Origin of the sequence: Pseudoalteromonas sp. A601 (assembly GCF_002165575.1) — a bacterium.
Taxonomy (GTDB): Bacteria; Pseudomonadota; Gammaproteobacteria; order Enterobacterales; family Alteromonadaceae; genus Pseudoalteromonas.
Genome location: NZ_MXQF01000009.1, coordinates 112,512 through 129,586, shown reverse-complemented (window position 1 = coordinate 129,586; position 17,075 = coordinate 112,512). Strand labels below are relative to the sequence as shown.

Here is a 17,075-nt window from a genome sequence, read left to right as displayed (position 1 = left end):
TGTCCTCTCTAATAATGATTTTCTGAATTTTTTATATAACCAGGTGCTATAGCTAAATTTTCGACACCGTATAATGTTTGACTGTTTTGCAAATAAAGCTGATATTCTGGGCCTGAAAGTGAACCACTTTCAGAACAATCCACGTTCCAACGTCTCAGTAAATAACCTGCCATTGCCGCACGCACATTAACTTCTAATATGCCTTTTTCCATACCAAAGTCGAGCTTAATAGCGGTTGGATGCTTAACGTTATTTAGGTGCGGAATAATTTGTAATGGCACCATACGCATCCATTGATGATCTTCCAACTTATCTTCTTCAGGGGATGATGTCTGTGCCAGAATTGTAACTTTAGTAATGCGAGTTAATACAAAGTCTCTGAATGACTTTGACTTGCGGTCATAGGCTCTTAAATGCCAACGTAAGCCGTTATCTACTATTGAATGAGGCACAAGTTCTCTTGCACCCGAACCGCTGCTTAATGACGTATATATAACGCTAATAGGCTTATGATTAATGATCGCTTGAGAGAGCTTAGCGATAATATCAATATCAGGTACGTTTAACGGACTTGGTGATTCAATAGGGAATGAAGTATCACCAATAGAATCAAAGCCATCGCTTATGTTATTAGCTAATTTAATAAGCGTGCGGCGAGCATCATGTTTAAATATGGGCTTGAATTGCGTTGTGATGAAGTACTTTTTTTCTACATTGTCATACACCATATTATCTGGTGCATTACCTTTGTAGAACTTTAAATCTCTGGTTGCAGCGGCAAGCCCTAATTCGAAATGACTGACTATTTCACTGCGAGTTACCATCCCAGTAAAATAGAGCTTAAAGTCGATATAAGCTAGGCGCTGCTTCTGTGCAAAACTGAATTCGTCCATTCGATAAATCTGATTCTATTGACATTTTCTATTCGAGTTGAAATAGTATGTATCATTATGAGTTAGACAGCAAATAGATTTTATGCTTTAGTGTTGATACAGATAATCACTATTTAAAAGCTCAAAATTATGTCTAATCAACCCCCCAAATCTTCTGTAAAAAAACATACTAATTTTAGTGAACTAGAGCATTTAAAAGCCGAGCATTTTGATATTTATCAAGAGCTGATAAAGCAGTTTGAATTTGATGATCGGGTGTGCCAAGAATGGCTCACTAAAACCAAGCGTCCCTTGCAGGGTAAGTCACCGTTTGAACAGCTAACAATTAATGCTGATGAAGTGATGGATATGCTAGTTCGCATGAGAACTGGTGACTTTTCATGAGGGATAAGTGCTAGTGAATATTCTATTTTTGTGTACCGCGAATATACAACGCAGCAAAACAGCTGAAGAGTTGTTTCGTGCTGCTAATAAAAAACATCAGTACAAATCAGCTGGTTTAAGTTCCAAATACGTGCAGAAAGCTAACTCGACACTTTGCAATGAAGAAATGCTGAAATGGGCGGATCGAATTTATGTGTTTGAACAGCAACACATTGACCGAATAAAAGAGCATACCGGTGATGTGTATCTACCTAAAATAACCAACTTAAATATTCCAGATAATTATCAATATTTTCAGAGAGAGCTGGTTTTGCTTTTATTTGAAGGAACCTCGCTTTTTCACTAAAGAAATCGTTCACTTTATAAAACTTGATGCTCTAGGGTTTTTACTGTATATTTATACAGTTTCTTTTTTGAGGTTTCTAAGGTTTGAAAAAAATAATTCACGTGGATATGGATGCATTTTATGTGTCTGTTGAAATTAGAGATAATCCTGAGCTTGCTGATAAGCCTGTTGCCGTAGGTGGAAGCAGGGGAACCAGAGGGGTTCTTTCTACGTGTAATTATATTGCTAGAGAATACGGTGTTAGTAGTGCAATGCCAACTTCGGTTGCCTTAAATAAGTGTCCTAATTTAGTCTTAGTGCCAGGTCGGATGGAAGTTTATAAATCTGTTAGTGCTCATTTAAGGGAAATTTTCCAGCGGTATACTGATCTCATAGAGCCTTTAAGTTTAGACGAAGCATATTTAGATGTGACTGATTGTGAACTGTTTGGCGGTTCCGCAACGCTTATTGCTAAAGATATTTGCGAAAGTATTTATAAGGAACTCAATTTAACGGCATCTGCTGGGGTTTCATCAATAAAGTATCTGGCTAAAGTTGCCTCAGATCTGAATAAACCAAATGGAATTTTTGTGATCCCTCCTAATGAGGTGGATAAATTTATTGATGATATGCCGCTAAAGAAAATACCAGGGATCGGCAAAGTTACTAACGAAAAACTATCAAATGATAACTTCAAATTAGGAAGGGATATTAAATGTTCCTCTCAAGCTTATTTAACATCAAGGTATGGCAAATTAGGAGCCTTACTGTGGGATAGGTGCAACGGTATAGATAATCGTTCTGTAGTAACACATAGAGAAAGAAAATCTGTGGGTGTAGAAAGAACTTTCCCTGAAGATATTGAGGATGTATCGGTTCTAAATGAAATTTTACAAAACAAGTTGCTCCCAGAGTTACAAAAAAGATCAGCCAAACACCTTCAACACAGAGGCATTAGTAAAATAGGTGTAAAAGTTAAGTTTTCAGATTTTCAGCAAACAACAAAAGATTTCTCTACATTGGAATTAGATGCTGAAGTTTTACCTGAACTACTACTCGCCGCTCTAGAAAGGGGGAATGGTAAGCCAGTTCGCTTGTTAGGTTTACATTTAGGTTTAGCGGCTGAAAAAAGTGACACAGAGCAAATTGCTTTTGAGTGGTAAATAGTAACTCAGCTATATATTACTAAGTTGTTTCATGTATTGGTTTAATTTTTCTCTAAGGTTTCTAATCGTTTCCTCATGATTTTTAACTTCGAGTAAAAGCTTTTCATTTTTGAGTGCCAAGTCTTTTTGCTTTGTAGTCAGGTGATTTTCTATTATTTGATTAAAGAACTCTTTATATTTTTCATTCTCATTTTGTTTTAACTGGTTTTTTAAGCTTTTAATCTCGTGTTTGTAATCTTTCTTAGTTTTACTTTTTGACTGTTTTTTTTGGGCTTTACTTGGTAATAACTCTTTTAATTCATTGTTTTTTAGAATGATAAAGTCATAAAGTTTTGGTTGTCTGTCTTTTCGGATATTTGAAGGACTAACCACAGCCTTTATTGCAATGTTGCATTTGATTATAGGACCTAAAGACCAATCTATATCTTCGATAAAACCCTTTTCAATTTTATATTCTATTTCTTCATACAGTGCGTTTATCGCATCAAATAGCTTCTTTGTAACGGGAGGAGAAGCTAAGACCCAATCAGGGTATTGGGAAGCACTATTTGCCGTAGGTTTGGCTTTTTTTAAAGAGCTAAGCATTGATTGATTCATAGTTAAGCTCCCATAGCCGACAAGATCTTATGCCCATTAGATACCACGGTTTCACTTATCTTTGCTTGTGCTGTGTTCTTGATAGGAAATTTATCTAGAAAACTTTCGTGAGAAATAACGTTGCGTATTATTGCTTCTTTGTTACTTGGCTCGTGATGAAAAGAGTTAGGGCAACCAGAGCAAAGTTCAAAACAACCATTTAGTATTTTAGGTATTCCTGTTTTTTTATCTAAGCATTTAGCTAAGTTTTCACGTCCTTTGAAAACCAAACAATAGCCATACTCATGAGGAACTATATGCTCAAGATCTTCCGTTAACTCATCAATATAACCATCAAGATCTTTTTCGTTTACAAATTTGAATTTATCCACTTCCCTTTGAATAAACAGAGCAATTGGACCTGTGAAGTTTTGTGAGTATTCTCCAACCATCTTTCTTACAAGTTCTTGCATATACTTTTCTTCAGCTGCTCGTTCAATTTGATCTTGTGCTTTGGAGTCAGTGTATGTGGAAGTGAACTCACCATTTATACAGTGTCGAAAATGATTTCTAATAGCCGCGTGAATATTGCCATCAAATCGCCTTAATACAAAGTCTACAAACGAGTGCCTAAACCCATGTGGTGATACTCCACTACAGTCTTCTAGAAGTTGCTCTCCATATTTATTAAAAACTTTGTTGAAGAAAATATTGAGACGGTCAGCAAAGTTTTCTCGTGAAATACAAGCTCCACCGTGATAAACCTCGTTTTCATTGTCGTCACTATTAAATAAAGGCTTCATGGCGGTGTAAATCCCAAATAAGTAAGTGTTTTGCCCATCATTACGTTGACGTTTGTTTATGTAGCTTAGATCACACATAATTGTGGCTGCCTCTGCTGCTTTACCAGCAAGAGCTCTTAGTTGTTTCGTACCTCCCTGAGTTTTGTCTTCGGTAGCTTTAAAGCGCCAAACATTATCGATATCAAGATAATAATCTTGGGAATTTGTTTGTGTCATTTCGTGAACTCTTATCCCTGTCAGGCAGAAGAAGATAACTTTACATGCGTCAAAAACCTCTTTTACTGCAACATTTAGTTCTTTGTGCGCTTTAAAATTCAATATATATTCAACTGGGTTAAAGGATGTATCTCCACCAAGTTTATTGAAGTTATTATTTAGCTCATCAATAAACAAAGATACGCTTTCAACATTCTTTTTATGATGGTTAATAGTTGTTTGATTGCTTAATATTTGTTTTAGGAGCGTATTTCTTTTGTTGAAAATAGTATTGCTAGGGTTTAATTTTGAGGTGCCACGTTGAGTATTAAAATATGCTTGTAGGGCTTTAGTTTGATTTGATTGAATAGTATTTATGGCTTCCATCAGCATTAAAGTGGCTATTTCTAAAGGAACAGAGTCATGAGTACCTCCTTTTAGCCAATCTGGATAATTGAGCCCAGATGCTCTTATTTCATCTTCCAGTTCTGGAAGAAAGTACTCAAAACTGGCTTTTCCTAAATATCCATCTGAGAGCTTGCCTATACGGTATAAAGAGCCAGAGTTTTCGATATGCCAAATTGTTTTCAAGATAGTATCTTTACTTAATACATTCAGGGCAGATTCATCTATATTTCTGTCGGGAAGATCTATTTTATTGAATGTTATATCCTTTAAGAGCTTTAATATATCCTGGTCGTCCCAACAGCCCATTGATGAGTCAGGTTTGTGACTTGTCGCCCACGTTACTAATTTGGCTATTTGATTACGCTTACCTTCAAATGTTGTTTTTCTAGCTGTAAGTGATTGTGATTGAGGATGAGTATAGCCACCGCACCATTCAATAAGATACTCTCTTCCCCAAGTAGCCCACTTTTCATTAGCCCATTGAAAACTCACATTAGCTTCAAAGATCTCTCCATTGTTTTTGTCTAATATATTAAATTTTTTCGAGCTTAGGCTATTTTGGTTTGTTTGTGTTGAAGTTTCGTTACTCGATACTTTAAACTTTTCGTTAGTTTTCATAATTTAACCTAAATGAGAGAAGGGTAAGGGATGTCATATTCTTGGAGCTGTTGTTCGCCTTTGCGTTGAAGATGAGCAGGAAACTTATCTAAAATTGCGGCTAAATATGCAATTTTCTTTTGAGCTTCTTGGCCTCTTAGTGAGGAATCTAGTAATAACTTTGGCAGTTCAGACTTTATATGCTCAATATAACCAATTAGTAGCATTGCAGTTACTTCTGAGGTGATGATAATTACCTTCCCATCGTGATTAAAGCCGCCCCATAAATCCGCATCAACTTGCTGTAAAAGCGCTTCTACTTTAGATTTGTTATCTTTTATCCCGAGAATGTCTCTAACTTTCTCTAGTGTTACTAACTCAACATCTTTTAATGCGTCATTTAATTTTGACGCCTCATTTACCATTTTATCTCCGACCTGTGCACCAAAATCTTTTTCTGATTCAATTGATTCTTTCGAGTTACTCCTGTTTTTGTATTTATTTTGCTTTGTGTTAGGGGAGTGAGCAGTCAACTCAGAATCTACACATACATCATTAAAGTCCGTAGTAGACTTCTTGTTGATATCAGTTTCATTAGAGTCATCAGATTCATTAGAGTCATCAGATGCATTAGACTCATCAGAGTCATCAGGTTTAATGACCACTGGGTCATCTATACGCTTTCTCGACATAGATATTGCGTCCGGTGTTAAGCCCACTACTCGATTGTTACGTTTAGCATATCCTGGTTTAGCATCAGTTCTTTTTTTCTTAATATTGTTTTGTAAGGTTTCCTTATAGGCCAACTGATTGTAGTTCCAAATCTTTTTAATAAGCCAGCGAAATGGGGCTCCTTCTTCACCTAATTCTGAATTTAAATACTCACTCACTCCCGAGTCTGATATTAGTAACTTAAAAAAATGAAGTGATTTGTTAGTAAAGCCAATGTGACCTTTACTGGTCCCTTTATTTGAGAAGTTTAAAGTAAGCTCTGTACCCTCTATGTTAAATGAACCCTCTTTCTCTCTAATATTTATGAATTTTGTATAGCATTTATAAGGTAAGCTTTGTCTTGTATAAATGGCCGTAGCTGATGTTTTTCCTCTTCTGCCTTTAGAGTACCCCGCTTGAACTGAATCAATAATTTCAGAAAAGTTAGCAATTTTATGTTTTAAAAGCCCCGTTCGTTGAATTGACTCAGATGCTAGTAGGCATTGAATCAGGAATATTTCAAAGTCAGTAGGTATTAGAAGAAAGTTAGGTGAAATATTGTCGAGGCGTCTTAGACGGTATTTATTTTTTTTAATTTTTAAAGATTGTTTTATTTGATTGTTAAAGTAAAACTGTTTTACCCACTCTGTGTTTGTTAGGTTCTCTTCACTAGTATTAGCTTTTGGAGATGGAAAGCTATTAAAACTGTACCAACTGATGATAAATGGGTCATTGGAGTCTAAAACAGCATTAAATATATCGTGGTTGATTGTTTTTAATTTTAACCAACGCTCTTCTGAAATTTGACTTGTTGGAGCGCTATCAAGGGTGTAGCTTTTTGCTTGATGGTGGCATAGCAGTGGTTTTGATTGGTATTTTTCATTTTTTAACCTTTCTAATTCATCTTTAATGGAATCGATAGCCAAGAAGTAATCCCTTATTTCAAAAAACTTAAGTATCAGAGTACAACAATAGAGCCTCATACTCTGGAGGAGTTCTGTGTCGGTATAAGGACAGTTCGTTTCACCAAATATTGATGCCATGGAGTTTTTAGGGTTAGACTTTGGTGGTGGGAAATTAGGAAAATGTATTAGGTAGTCGTTTAGTTTACTATCGTAATAACTTGAATCTAATTTTGACTCTCTCGATAATGCCAGACCTATCGGAACTTTGAGAGTTAACTCATCATTATAAAAACTAGTTCGGGCTGAGTTTAACTTTATTTTATTAAAGTATTGATTCACAACATCGTACGGAAGGCCTTGTTCTATATATTGTTGGGACGACGCCACATAATCAGTAAAATTTCTAATCGCGATGGCTTTTGTGTAACGTGTTGATGATGCAAGCGCTAAAAACAAAGGTGATTTTAAGTAGCCTACATAGAGCTTTAGTAATGGATCATTTTCTAAACCTATTGGCAAACTAACTATAACTTTAGCCGGGCTTCCGTTGCCATCTGATCCTAAAACAGTAACTTCGTTTTCACTTTTGTTAATTGAAGCAACCGAAGCGGGAGCAAGTTTTGAAAGTTCAGATTGTTCGTTAGATGACTTATCCATTGCTTTTTTCGAACTTCTTTTTAAATTTTTTACCGTATTTTGTGCTTTCTAGAGAAAGAGTTTCTAATACATCAGCTCGTTTGTGAAATAGAGCTTCAAAATATATATATTTAAACGTTGTCCATAAGGATTTGTGTCCTAGCCATTGAGGGATGTATATCCATGGATCATCACCATTTTCATAACAAGTGGTTACCCAATTTGTTGCTGCACATTTTCTTAGCTTATGGTGGCTTCGTTTATTCCAAATTTTATGCTCTAGCTCTGATAGCCCTTTATCTAAGCAGTAGTCATTAGCACACTGTCTGAAAAGGTTTGTTGCAAATGAAGTGTCAACAAGTGGGCTCCCATTTTTTCGACAGATAATATTTCCAGTTTTTATTTGTCGGCCGTTTCCCCAAATATAGGTATAGATAGAGCGGATTAACTCGGGTGGGAAAGGCACTCTTCTATATTTTAAGCCTTTGCCGAAAACGTTCATGTGTTTCGACTTAGGTATAAATGTCTCTGATTCTGGCAGTAACTCACGTAACTCATTGATATTTAGATTGCGAGGGTCAATTACTTCGGCGGCTCTGAAACCAGCATAATATCCGAGCTTGGGTATTAATTCGTTTCTTTCTTGTATAAAAGGACAGTCACTTTCGACATAGCCTAAAATTGATTGTTTAAACGTTTTCTCATCAAAATACGCATCATGCATTTCAGTAGTAATACCGGGCAGAAAGTCTTCTTCAGTTGGTTTGTCTAGATATGAATACGAAAAGTGGAGTTCTTTGGAAATCAATCCAGAATTGTACAGGTACTTAAAGAACTCTTTAAGTATTGTGATGTGGTGCTCTATTGTGCTTGGCTTCACATTTCGTTCTTTTTTGAGTATTCCCACTAAATAACCTGACATTTCTTTTTCTGTGAGGTTTTCAATGTTGCTGTCAGTTAGGTTTGTTTTGCTATCTACTTGCTCATAGAAGCTTTTTAAAGCGAACATGTATGTTTTTGAGGTGTTTGAGCTAGGATATTCTATTGCTGTATGAAGCAGAAAAGCAGAAGGGAGAAGAAGGGGAACTCCATTATTAACTAAAACATAAGAGTGAACAGTCTTTTCGTTGTATTTAGTGTCAGTTACTTTTTTATATTCAATCATAGGCTCACCATAAGTTAATAAAGTGATGCTAATATAAAACAGGCGTAAAGATCAAATGTGCTTTATAATCAATGACTTATTATACCGCTTTTAAGTTTATGTCAATAGAGTTTAAGTGCGGTGATTTGTTATTGAATTCAATGTGTTGTTTAAAGTTGTAAGTTGAAGGTCGGTTTTATTTTCAATAAAGTAGTTTTGTATGAAAAATAAACTTATTAATTTAATTTTATTATTACTCAATGGCTTGTGTTTTATTTTGTGGTTTTTTATAAAAAAGTGGTCTGTCATGTCACAAGAAGGGGGAATGTAGAGCACAAATAATAATAAAAGCCTCATTCGGTGGAAAAATGTAAGATATTAATTGCATCTTGCTGCCACCGAATTTATAAAACTCAATCCTAAAAATTCAGCTTTCCATCAAAGCGGTCACAGAAAAAGAAGATAAAAATGTCAGATCTTAGCCAAAAGCCGACATCTAGAACTGTCAATATTTTACCTCCTAACCTACCACTATAAACTATAACTTTAGGTACTAATTTCAAATAAAAAAACGAAAATGTTCAAATAGTCCTGTTCAACATCACTTTTATCCTCTTCTAAAAAAACTGTAAAAACTCATAATTTAACTCCATTAGAGTAACCCTTTTGGAGTAGCGTGATGAGTAACGTAATTGACCTGAAAAAAGACAGTATTGATAAAGCATTTTTTCATTACCTACTTCCTGCCATTTCAGGTCTTGTAGTTAAATCAATTTTTATCATTGTTGATTCAATTTTCATCGGTAGAGGCGTAGGATCTACAGGATTAGCCGCTCTCGCTATCACACTTCCTTTTTTCACCTTATTCACTGCAATTGCCATGATGGTTGGTATTGGCGGTGCCGCAAAAATGTCTATTCAATTTGGGAAAGGAGACTTTAAATCCGGACAATCACTCTTCTTTCAGTCGATGGCTTTCATAACATTAGTTAATTTAACTTTGGTAACTCTTACGTTGGTTTTCTTAGAAGACCTTTTGATAATGATGGGAGCTTCTGGAGAGCTACTCAGCATGTCGGTTGACTACATGAGTATTATTTTACTTTTCTTCTACATATTCGGCCCTGCATGGGTTTTATCCTGCTTTATTAGAAATGACACTAACCCCAAATTAGCCATGTACGCCATGATGTTTGGTGCTGTACTTAATATCGTTTTGGATTACCTGTTTATTTTTGAATTTCATTGGGGAATAAAGGGTGGTGCCTTAGCCACGGGAATTTCACAGGTGGTTATTTTTGGTGTGCTTTTACTGCATTTTTTGCACAAGAAAGGAAAGCTGAAATTAAAATGGCAAACACTACGATTTGATGCGGTTCCAAGTATTTTACGCTCAGGTTTACCCATCTTTTTCACTGAATCTGCAACTGCGGTGACAATATTAATATTTAACTTTGTATTGCTTGCAACCTATTCCGATAGTCATGTAGCTGCATTTAGTATTATCGCTAATTTAGGTGTTGTTGTTATTTTCCTAATGGTTGGCATTGGTCAGGCGTGCCAACCTATTATTAGCTTCAACTATGGTGCAGGACTTTACAAACGTGTCCAGCAAACCTTCGTACTTGGGCTTAAATATTCAATAGGCGCAGGGTTATTAACAACGGGAATCGTTTTTGTATGGTCAACAGAAATAGCTACATCTTTCATTGAACATGATTCTTCATTAATCGAACTCACATCAGATGCAATGTTAATTTATTTCATTGCGCCAATATTTATAGGCATCAATATGATGACTGCGACTTTGTTCCAGTCAATTGAGTCTGACAAACAAGCAACAGCTATTTCGCTCTCTCGCGGTATTATCTTTGTCGTCATTGGTATTTTTACACTGCCGATTTTGTTCCCTGTAAAGGGAATATGGGCAAGCATTTTATTTGCAGAAATCATTACCTTCTTTTTAAGCACTTTATTGCTTTTTAAGTTCAACTCAACACTTGCGTCAAAACCCAACTCAACGTCTATGACGCAAGGTTTTAACTGTTCCAACACTACAACAAATAAATTACACGAGGTATAACATGAAAAATAAACTATTCGCGTTTATTGTAGGTCGCCCTATATGGGCCATTACAATAACACTTCTCATGGTCATGTCAGCAGGATTTGGTGCTCAACACTTAGGCTTTAATGACGACTATAAAATATTTTTCTCAAAAGACAATCCAAACCTAGTTGCCTATGAAACTGTGCAAGCTGTTTTTAATAAAAGTGACAATGTTGCTTTTATTGTCGCTCCAAAGAAAGGTGATGTTTTTAATGAGAAACATTTAAAAGCAATTCGAGACTTAACCGAGCAATCTTGGCAGTTACCTTATTCTTCACGCGTTGATTCGTTAACAAACTACCAACATAGTTGGTCAGAGAATGACGATTTAACGGTTGAGGATCTCGTTCCTGACTACGCGACATTTACGCCTGAAATGATTGCTAATGTTAAACAAATAGCAACGAATGAGCCGCTAATTGTTAATAAAATCATTTCTCCTTCAGGTCATGTAACCGTAGTTAATGTGACGGTGCAAATGAAAAGTGGACAAGGGCTTGAAGCAGAAGTAGTTGAACAAGCTCGATTATTAAGAGAGAAATTTGTAAATAAACATCCTGAACTAAACATTATGTTAACGGGGATGGTGATGCAAAACGCCAGTTTTAGTGAAGCAGCTATTCATGATAATGGTGTTTTAGTGCCTTTAATGTTTTTTGTAGTTATCGTACTTTTAATGTTTTTACTTAAAAGTATTACAGGCGCTTTCTCAACAGTTGTGGTTGTTATTACTAGCATAGTTGCAGCGATGGGACTCACTGGCTGGATAGGTATTGATTTATCTGGCCCTTCTGCGAGTGCACCTATCATTATCTTAACTCTAGCTGTGGCAGACTGTATCCACGTACTTAGTTCAACCTTATTCGAAATGAAAAATGGTACGGACAAACGAGCTGCTATCAAAGAAAGCCTGAAGATTAATTTAAACCCTGTCATTTTAACCAGTGTGACAACAGCCATTGGTTTCTTAAGCATGAATTTTTCTGACTCTCCTCCTTTTAGAGACTTAGGAAATATCGTGGCAATTGGTGTCATGATGGCTTGTGTATTATCACTAACATTATTTCCTGCATTACTGTCTGTATTACCGCTTAAGGTAAAAGTTGATACAAAAGGAAAGTCATCGATTATGTCGGTATTGGCTCAATTTGTTATTACCAATAAAGGCAAGTTATTAGGTACGATGACAATATTGGTGTTGGCACTAGTAGCCCTATTACCTTCGAATAAGCTTAATGATAACTTCATTGAATACTTTGATGAGTCGATGACAATCCGCCAATCTACTGATTTTTTACAAAATAATTTATCAGGCATTATTTTGATGGAAGTCGCGATAGACAGTAATCATAAAGGCGGTGTAAGTAATCCTGAGTATTTAAAGAATGTAGAATCTTTTAGCCAATGGTTCAAAAATCAGCAGGAAGTTGATCATGTAAGTTCGGTTTCAGACACGTTCAAACGTTTGAACAAGAACATGCATAATGATGACGAATCCTTTTATCGACTGCCAGAGAGTCAAGAGCTTGCAGCTCAGTATTTATTGCTTTATGAAATGTCTCTGCCTTATGGTTTAGATCTGAACAACCAAATCAACATCAGTAAATCATCAACGCGTGTTGTAGGCACATTAAAGAATTTGAGTAGTGTAGATTTACTCGATGTTGAAAAGCGAGTTAGTGCTTGGTTTAAAGAAAATGCTCCGAACTACACCGTAATGATCACTGGCCCTGACTTAATGTTTGCTCATATTGGACAAAACAATATTAAAAGCATGTTGTCAGGAACTTCAATCGCTATGGTGCTGATTTCGGTATTAATTGGCTTTGCACTCCGTTCAAGTAAGTATGCTGCAATTAGTTTAATACCTAACTTAGCACCTGCCGCAATGGGGTTCGGAGTATGGTTCCTAATTGATGGGCAAGTTGGTATTGGCTTATCAGTAGTTGCTGGCATGACTCTCGGTATCGTTGTTGATTACACCGTACATTTCTTAAGTAAATACCTTTATGCCAAGCGCGATAAAGGCTTGAACACTAATGATGCAGTTCACTATGCGTTTGAAAATGTTGGAAAGGCATTATGGGTTACTACCGTTGTTCTAGTATTCGGATTTATCGTGATGGCTCAATCAACCTTCAAAATGAATGCAGATCTAGGCTTTCTAACAGCGATTACAATTTCGATAGCATTGATTGTCGATTTCTTTTTATTACCCCCATTATTACTGCTATTTGACAAGCAAGGTAAAGATCAAAAAGTAGTTATCACTTCGAATCAAGTTAAGCCAACTCAGTCAGTATCGCTAGGAGAATAGTTATGACTATTAACAAAATAATTTCAACCATATTAGTAGGTAGTATTTTTACCTTAAGTACCTTTGGTACAACTAACGTTTCAGCGAAATCTAATGAAGACAAAGGCTATGAGATATCTAAGCAAGCAAAAGAAAGGGATATGGGCTGGGGAGACTCTCAAGCTTCAATGAGAATGTTATTAAAAAACAAACAAGGAGATGAAAACACCCGTGACATACGCATAAAATCTTTAGAAGTAACTGGAGATGGCGATAAAAGTCTTACCGTTTTTGATCAACCTAGAGATATAAAGGGAACGGCATTTTTGAGTTTTTCTCATGCATTGACTCCAGATGAACAATGGTTGTATTTGCCCTCGCTTAAACGTGTAAAGCGAATATCTTCTAGAAACAAGTCAGGCCCATTTATGGGGTCAGAATTTGCATTTGAAGATTTAAGTTCCTTCGAACTCGAAAAATATACTTATGAATTCGTAAAAGAAGAAAGCTGTGAGCTAGGGAATTGTTTCGTTGTAGCGCAGTATCCTGTAGATACTAAATCAGGCTATAAGCGCAGGCTGGTGTGGATTGATTCAAATGAATATCGTATAAGCAAAATAGATTTTTATGACAGAAAAGATTCTTTACTTAAAAGTCTTGTTTTTAGTGACTATACAAAATATCTAGATAAGTTTTGGCGAGCACACAAACAAACAATGACTAATCATCAAACGGGCAAGTCTACTGTTATGGATGTATCCAACATCCAGTTTTCAACTGGACTAGCAGAGAAAGACTTCAATAAGAATGCATTAAAGAGAGTACGTTAATATGAAAAGGGGCGCAATGACCATGATTGCACCTCTTTTATTCTCGATGAGTATCTTCGCGCAAAACGTTGATACTCAAATTTCGGGAAAATTAGACGTGCAAGGTAGATATTACCTAAACGAAGGAATGTATAAACACCAAGATTATCAAGAACAGTTTTCGTTTAGCATTCAACCTGAACTTTATTGGGAATGGAATAACTCAACAGATAGCCTGATATTCAAACCTTTCTATCGTTATGACCATCAAGATGATGAAAGGTCTCATGCCGATATAAGAGAATTTCTTTGGACTCACGTAGGTGATGATTGGGAAATAAAAACAGGTATCGGTAAAGTATTTTGGGGCGTTACAGAGTTCCAGCACTTAGTCGATACCATTAATCAGACAGATGGTGTTGAGAGTTTTGATGGAGAAGAAAAGCTAGGGCAACCAATGGTTAACTTGTCTCTAATAAGGGATTGGGGCGTTATTGATGCATTTATTTTGCCTGGTTTTAGAGAAAGAACTTTTTCAGGCCAAATGGGAAGGTTAAGACCACCTTTTCATGTAGAAGGCGACTTCGCTCAATATGAATCGACAAGAACAGATAACCACATAGATTACGCTTTACGTTGGAGCCATAGTATTGATGTTTTTGATTTTGGACTTCATTGGTTTAACGGGACGAATCGAGATCCAGATCTTCACTTAGAAAAAGGTGGAGAAGATGGCTATTTCATTCCATTTTATGAACAAACAAACCAATTTGGTGTTGATGCTCAAGCTACTATTGATGAATGGCTTTTAAAGTTTGAAGCGTTATCTCGTAACGGTCTTAACGGCACTTATACCGCAGCACAAGCAGGATTTGAATATAGTTTTTATGGTGTAGCAGATAGTGATGCTGACATTGGACTATTACTAGAATATGGCTGGGATGATAGAGGTTTGGATTCCAATTCGGGCTTTCAAAATGATTTGTTTTTTGGAGCGAGATTCACTTTTAATGATGTACAAAGCACGGAGTTACTCATTGGAGGTGGTTACGATCTCGACTATGAGAGCAATAGTCTGTTTGTCGAAGGAAGTCACCGAATTGGCAATAATTGGAAAATTGTCATAGACGCACAATTCTTTAATTCAAAAGATATGAGCGACCCAAGCTACTCCATTAAAGAAGATGATTACATCCAATTAACATTAGAATATTATTTATAGAGGTTTTTATGAATAAAACTACTGAAGTGGAAAAATGGGGAAAGTTCGTTGAAACTGAAAAGTATGGTTTAGCACTAATCATCTTAAATCAAGAAGATGGTAGTGATAACCATGCAGTATGGGTAATTGCTAGGTATGATGAGGTTAAACGAATTGAGTTTAATGTGCCTTTCGAAGTTAGGGCTGAAGCAAAGTCATTTTTAGAGAAGGTTGATTCAGAAGAAATACAGCGCAGGTTAGATAATGAAATCGAATGGCAACAAGGCCAAAATTAAATAACTATTTGAGATAGCTGAAGCTATCTCAAACACTAAATATAGGTAAGTCATGTTAGAAATTAAAAGATTACCAGACGGAGCGTCATTCGATGTAGAGTTTCTAGGTATTGGTTCTATTCCTGAATCTCCTAAACCACACAGACATGAGTATTTTGAGATATTTTGGATACTTTCTGGCAACGGTAGACAAAGCATAGATTTTGTTGAATATGAAATGTCTCCTAATAAAATGTTCTTCATTACTCCAGGGCAAGTTCATGATGTTCATGAATTGTCGGATAACATTTATGCAATATCATTTAATGCAGAATTTATTAACTCACAAGTTCAAAGCCAATTACCTATAGACAAATTATTTTTACAAAACCGTTCTGAAAAGCCATATATTGTGCTTGATGAACAAGGGAATAAAGACCTAAGTAACCTGATTAAAATTATTGAAAATGAGTTTAATACTAATAGCTCAGATAAAGATTTAATGAGCATGTTGCTAGTATCATTCTTACGCTATGTTATGCGTTATTTAGAAAGTGAAGTTAGGTCTTATTCATTGAAAGATACGAGAATGGTTAAGCTTTTGAAGTTAATAGATGAGCATTTTCATTCTAGAAAGGACGCAAGTTTCTATGCTGAGGAACTCGCCATGACAAATAAACGCTTAAATGAATTAAGTAAAGAGCAATTTGGTCATACAGTTACGCAACTTATACATGATAAAATAATCGTTGAGGCTAGAAGAATGTTAGCCTTCACCGACAAGACGATAAAAACTATAGGGTTGGAGCTGGGTTATGAAGATACCAGTTATTTTGGCCGTTTTTATAAAAGGTTGTCAGGAACCACTCCTCAACAATTTAGAGAAAAGTGGTTTTCTTCAAATCCGAAATAATTACTTACTTATTAGTGTAGTTAAAGAGACTTTACCGCGATACCTTGAACAACAGAAGCAAGCCCTGTGTGATTTATTCCTTCACAAACGTTGCGTTCCAATTCCTGTAGGACAGTGAATTTAAGACCTGACAGCTCATTTTTCAATGTGTCTGCTGATGTCATCATTTCGGCTACTGGTGGCCCACCTGACTTATAATTTAATTGTTCTGGCGTATAACCTTCAATTAGAAAAACGCCATTTTTATTAAGTGATTTTTCTACTTTCTGATACAGAGGAATTCTGATTTCTGGAGGTAAATGACATGATATTGAAATGATGCTATCCCACTGCTGCTCGCCTAAATCAAAAGCAGCCAAGTCTTTACAAATAGTCCTAATTTCTACACCCGCTTCTTTAGCAAGTTTTTTAGCTTTGTTTAAGCCTATTTGGGAAATATCTACAGCAGTAACATCAAAGCCTTTAGTCGCTAGAAAAACAGCATTTCTTCCTTCACCTTCAGCTAGACAGAGAACCTTGCCCTTAGGGAGTTTTTCATAGTGTTCCTTTAAAAATTCATTTGGCTCTTTGCCATAAACATACGTTTCTGTATCGAATTCTTTATCCCACATTGTAAGTTCTTCCACATCAAAAATTAAGGATTAAATTATCACCTAACAGCTACAGAATAACAAAGAGACAATAGTTCTATTTAATAGGACATTTTGAACATTTACCGAAAATTTTCT

15 protein-coding genes are annotated in these 17,075 nt (G+C 35.9%); 9 read left to right on the top strand and 6 right to left on the bottom strand.

The features are described 5' to 3' along the window. Positions 1-8 precede the first annotated feature (8 nt). Positions 9-893: a WYL domain-containing protein gene (locus tag B5G52_RS09470; RefSeq protein ID WP_087532419.1), complete on the bottom strand. Its 885-nt coding sequence runs from the start codon at positions 891-893 to the stop codon at positions 9-11. Between the two features lie 129 nt (positions 894-1,022). On the opposite strand from B5G52_RS09470, the gene B5G52_RS09465 reads away from it, so the two are divergent. From B5G52_RS09465 to dinB, 3 genes are all read left to right on the top strand, one after another. Next, the gene (locus tag B5G52_RS09465) at positions 1,023-1,277 is read left to right on the top strand and encodes an antitoxin Xre/MbcA/ParS toxin-binding domain-containing protein (RefSeq protein WP_087532418.1); all 255 of its coding nucleotides are present in this window, start codon (positions 1,023-1,025) and stop codon (positions 1,275-1,277) included. Positions 1,278-1,290: 13 nt separating this feature from the next. Further along, positions 1,291-1,623 (top strand): hypothetical protein, encoded by a 333-nt coding sequence (locus B5G52_RS09460; protein WP_087532417.1) that lies wholly within the window; start codon positions 1,291-1,293, stop codon positions 1,621-1,623. A gap of 83 nt (positions 1,624-1,706) precedes the next feature. After that, positions 1,707-2,765 carry a DNA polymerase IV gene (gene dinB / locus B5G52_RS09455; RefSeq protein WP_087532416.1) on the top strand — a complete coding sequence of 353 codons (1,059 nt, stop codon included), beginning with the start codon at positions 1,707-1,709 and terminating at the stop codon, positions 2,763-2,765. 12 nt (positions 2,766-2,777) lie between these two features. Here dinB and B5G52_RS09450 read toward each other — a convergent pair whose 3' ends face one another. Genes B5G52_RS09450 through B5G52_RS09435 form a run of 4 tightly spaced genes read right to left on the bottom strand, consistent with a single transcriptional unit; the run spans position 2,778 to position 8,764 of the window. After that, positions 2,778-3,365, bottom strand: a complete 588-nt coding sequence (locus B5G52_RS09450) for a hypothetical protein (RefSeq protein WP_087532415.1) — start codon at positions 3,363-3,365, stop codon at positions 2,778-2,780. Between the two features lie 2 nt (positions 3,366-3,367). Further along, positions 3,368-5,368: a hypothetical protein gene (locus B5G52_RS09445; RefSeq protein ID WP_087532414.1), complete on the bottom strand. Its 2,001-nt coding sequence runs from the start codon at positions 5,366-5,368 to the stop codon at positions 3,368-3,370. Positions 5,369-5,376: 8 nt separating this feature from the next. Further along, positions 5,377-7,620, bottom strand: a complete 2,244-nt coding sequence (locus B5G52_RS09440) for a hypothetical protein (RefSeq protein ID WP_087532413.1) — start codon at positions 7,618-7,620, stop codon at positions 5,377-5,379. Continuing rightward, entirely contained in the window at positions 7,613-8,764 is a 1,152-nt protein-coding gene (locus B5G52_RS09435) for a site-specific integrase (RefSeq protein ID WP_087532412.1), read from the bottom strand. Before B5G52_RS09435 ends, B5G52_RS09440 begins: the two co-directional genes overlap by 8 nt. Before the next feature lie 658 nt (positions 8,765-9,422). On the opposite strand from B5G52_RS09435, the gene B5G52_RS09430 reads away from it, so the two are divergent. The 6 genes from B5G52_RS09430 to B5G52_RS09405 are packed head-to-tail and all read left to right on the top strand — an operon-like array spanning position 9,423 to position 16,347. Further along, positions 9,423-10,826 carry an MATE family efflux transporter gene (locus tag B5G52_RS09430; RefSeq protein WP_087532411.1) on the top strand — a complete coding sequence of 468 codons (1,404 nt, stop codon included), beginning with the start codon at positions 9,423-9,425 and terminating at the stop codon, positions 10,824-10,826. Between the two features lies 1 nt (position 10,827). Next, positions 10,828-13,170, top strand: coding sequence for an RND family transporter (locus B5G52_RS09425; RefSeq protein ID WP_087532410.1), 2,343 nt, complete (start codon positions 10,828-10,830; stop codon positions 13,168-13,170). A 2-nt stretch (positions 13,171-13,172) separates the two neighbouring features. Then, complete coding sequence (locus B5G52_RS09420) at positions 13,173-13,979, top strand: outer membrane lipoprotein-sorting protein (RefSeq protein WP_087532409.1); 807 nt, start codon at positions 13,173-13,175, stop codon at positions 13,977-13,979. Between the two features lie 16 nt (positions 13,980-13,995). Next, positions 13,996-15,180 (top strand): hypothetical protein, encoded by a 1,185-nt coding sequence (locus tag B5G52_RS09415; RefSeq protein ID WP_254911180.1) that lies wholly within the window; start codon positions 13,996-13,998, stop codon positions 15,178-15,180. An 8-nt stretch (positions 15,181-15,188) separates the two neighbouring features. Beyond that, positions 15,189-15,455 (top strand): hypothetical protein, encoded by a 267-nt coding sequence (locus tag B5G52_RS09410; protein ID WP_087532407.1) that lies wholly within the window; start codon positions 15,189-15,191, stop codon positions 15,453-15,455. Between the two features lie 52 nt (positions 15,456-15,507). Continuing rightward, a complete protein-coding gene (locus B5G52_RS09405) occupies positions 15,508-16,347 on the top strand; it encodes a helix-turn-helix transcriptional regulator (protein WP_087532406.1) in 840 nt (279 codons plus the stop codon). 20 nt (positions 16,348-16,367) lie between these two features. Here B5G52_RS09405 and B5G52_RS09400 read toward each other — a convergent pair whose 3' ends face one another. Continuing rightward, positions 16,368-16,958 carry a class I SAM-dependent methyltransferase gene (locus B5G52_RS09400; protein ID WP_087532405.1) on the bottom strand — a complete coding sequence of 197 codons (591 nt, stop codon included), beginning with the start codon at positions 16,956-16,958 and terminating at the stop codon, positions 16,368-16,370. Between the last annotated feature and the right edge of the window lie 117 nt (positions 16,959-17,075).

Excerpts from the sequence above, each read along its gene's own strand:
- B5G52_RS09430 (WP_087532411.1), top strand. The coding sequence starts at position 9,423 with ATGAGTAACGTAATTGACCTGAAAAAAGACAGTATTGATAAAGCATTT.
- B5G52_RS09465 (WP_087532418.1), top strand. The coding sequence starts at position 1,023 with ATGTCTAATCAACCCCCCAAATCTTCTGTAAAAAAACATACTAATTTT.
- B5G52_RS09445 (WP_087532414.1), bottom strand. The coding sequence starts at position 5,368 with ATGAAAACTAACGAAAAGTTTAAAGTATCGAGTAACGAAACTTCAACA.
- B5G52_RS09435 (WP_087532412.1), bottom strand. The coding sequence starts at position 8,764 with ATGATTGAATATAAAAAAGTAACTGACACTAAATACAACGAAAAGACT.
- B5G52_RS09450 (WP_087532415.1), bottom strand. The coding sequence starts at position 3,365 with ATGAATCAATCAATGCTTAGCTCTTTAAAAAAAGCCAAACCTACGGCA.
- B5G52_RS09470 (WP_087532419.1), bottom strand. The coding sequence starts at position 893 with ATGGACGAATTCAGTTTTGCACAGAAGCAGCGCCTAGCTTATATCGAC.
- B5G52_RS09415 (WP_254911180.1), top strand. The coding sequence starts at position 13,996 with ATGACCATGATTGCACCTCTTTTATTCTCGATGAGTATCTTCGCGCAA.
- B5G52_RS09405 (WP_087532406.1), top strand. The coding sequence starts at position 15,508 with ATGTTAGAAATTAAAAGATTACCAGACGGAGCGTCATTCGATGTAGAG.
- B5G52_RS09410 (WP_087532407.1), top strand. The coding sequence starts at position 15,189 with ATGAATAAAACTACTGAAGTGGAAAAATGGGGAAAGTTCGTTGAAACT.
- B5G52_RS09400 (WP_087532405.1), bottom strand. The coding sequence starts at position 16,958 with ATGTGGGATAAAGAATTCGATACAGAAACGTATGTTTATGGCAAAGAG.
- B5G52_RS09425 (WP_087532410.1), top strand. The coding sequence starts at position 10,828 with ATGAAAAATAAACTATTCGCGTTTATTGTAGGTCGCCCTATATGGGCC.
- B5G52_RS09440 (WP_087532413.1), bottom strand. The coding sequence starts at position 7,620 with ATGGATAAGTCATCTAACGAACAATCTGAACTTTCAAAACTTGCTCCC.
- B5G52_RS09420 (WP_087532409.1), top strand. The coding sequence starts at position 13,173 with ATGACTATTAACAAAATAATTTCAACCATATTAGTAGGTAGTATTTTT.